Genomic DNA, 770 nt, shown 5'->3' on the forward strand with positions numbered 1-770 from the left:
GGTCTGCATCGTGCCGCCGATCGGGGGCGGCACCAGGCCGGTCTCGGTGAAGCGCTGGCGGGTGGCATCGAACTGCCCGGTGACCTGCAGGCCGTCGGCCGCCGCCACGTTATCGATCGCGGCCTGCGCCCGCGTGATGCGCGCCTGCGCCACGCGCAGGTTCGGGCTGCCGGTCAGCGCCTTGTCGACCAGCCCGTTCAGCGAACTGTCGCCGAACGATTGCCACCAGTTGGCCTCGATGGCCGGCGAGGCTGCGTCGGCCTTCTCGGCCAGGCCGACCGTGGCCGGCTCGACCAGCTTCGCGCCCGGCGCGATGCCATTGGTGCTGGCGCAGCCGGCCAGCGTCAGCACCAGCGTTGACGCCAGGGCCACCACCAGCGCGGTCAGCGCCGGAAGCTCGCGGTGCGAGCGCAGGGTCTGCAGGGAAGGGATCGCGGACATGAGACCAGACTTTCTGTCAGATGATTGTTTCGGCTGTATTTGCTCAGGCAAGCATTGGGACGGCATGGTCCACCTCGTTCAACTTTTGTTTGTCCTATTGGGGGCTGCGCGAGGGAGATCAGGTCTCGTCGCGCAACGCCTCTCCGTTCGCCAGCATGCGCTGCAGATACAGCTTCAGCGCCTGCCATTCGGTCTTCGAGAAACCGGCCAGATGGGCGTTGAGCACCTCGGCCAGAACGGCAGGGACCTCGGCGATCGAGGCCTCGCCTTCCGGCGTCAGCTCGATCTCGACGACCCGTCGGTCTTCGGTGCTGCGCACCCGCTTGCAC

General features: G+C 67.5%; 1 protein-coding gene and 1 pseudogene. Both read right to left on the reverse strand.

Going from position 1 to position 770, the window contains the following annotated elements; genetic code table 11:
* Window positions 1-441 (reverse strand): annotated as a pseudogene (locus AC1D15_RS35390) (hypothetical protein); the annotation flags it as partial.
* A 118-nt stretch (window positions 442-559) separates the two neighbouring features.
* Window positions 560-770, reverse strand: a 211-nt coding sequence (locus AC1D15_RS35395; RefSeq protein ID WP_477829764.1) for a MarR family winged helix-turn-helix transcriptional regulator, incomplete at its 5' end; no start/stop codon positions are given.

It is taken from the genome of Rhizobacter sp. P2_H2 (assembly GCF_056403375.1).